Origin of the sequence: Hyphomonas oceanitis SCH89 (assembly GCF_000685295.1) — a bacterium.
GTDB classification, from domain to species: Bacteria; Pseudomonadota; Alphaproteobacteria; order Caulobacterales; family Hyphomonadaceae; genus Hyphomonas; species Hyphomonas oceanitis.
Genome location: NZ_ARYL01000148.1, coordinates 1 through 706, shown reverse-complemented (window position 1 = coordinate 706; position 706 = coordinate 1). Strand labels below are relative to the sequence as shown.

Sequence of the window (706 nt, the reverse complement as noted above, 5' to 3'; positions counted from 1 at the left end):
GCAGAGCGCCAATTGTCGTCAAAATGATCGCTACCGATCCCGGCACAAGATAGTTGCGGCTCGATATTTCCGGATTGAACCAGACTTGCGGCTGAAGCTGCACGCCCGGCGGCAGGGCCGGGCGTCCCCGCCTGATCCATTCCTGTTCCAGCCAGTTACCCCACAAAAGCTCAACATATCCGCTGACGAGATAGGCGGTATTCGGATCGCTCCCGTCAACGATAACCTGGACGGGTGCGCTGTCCGCGCGAAACGCCTTCGCAGAAAAATCGGCAGGCAGGACGATCAAACCACCTATCTTGCCAAGCGACAGATCTCTCTCAAACAGGCGTCGATCGGGTCCGACCTCGACCTCGAACAAGGTCGAGTTTTCAAGAGCCGCCTGAAAACTCGCCGTCTCCGATGATTGCTGCTCCACCACAAGCGCGACGTCGAGTTCGCGTGGATCGAAGGTCACGCCATATCCAAACAGGAATAGAAGCAAAAGCGGCATCACACCCGCGATCAGAACCGAACTTGGATCGCGCAGAACCTGGCGGGTCTCCTTGGTGATCAAACCCGTCAGGCGCCGCCATTTGTGCGAGAAAGGTGCGTGCGGTGTCATGCCGCTTCGCGCTCCCGATCGCTTTGTTCGACAAGCGCGATAAAGGCATCCTCTAGCGTGGGGTCTTCCAGACCATGGGCGCGGGCGCTCTCCTTCAGATCG

Annotated in this window: 1 protein-coding gene; it reads right to left on the bottom strand. The window is 58.4% G+C overall.

Translation table 11 applies throughout. The features are described 5' to 3' along the window. Nucleotides 1–604: ABC transporter permease (locus tag HOC_RS20660; RefSeq protein ID WP_035542697.1), on the bottom strand; the 604-nt coding region annotated here is incomplete at its 3' end. Nucleotides 605–706: the final 102 nt, after the last annotated feature.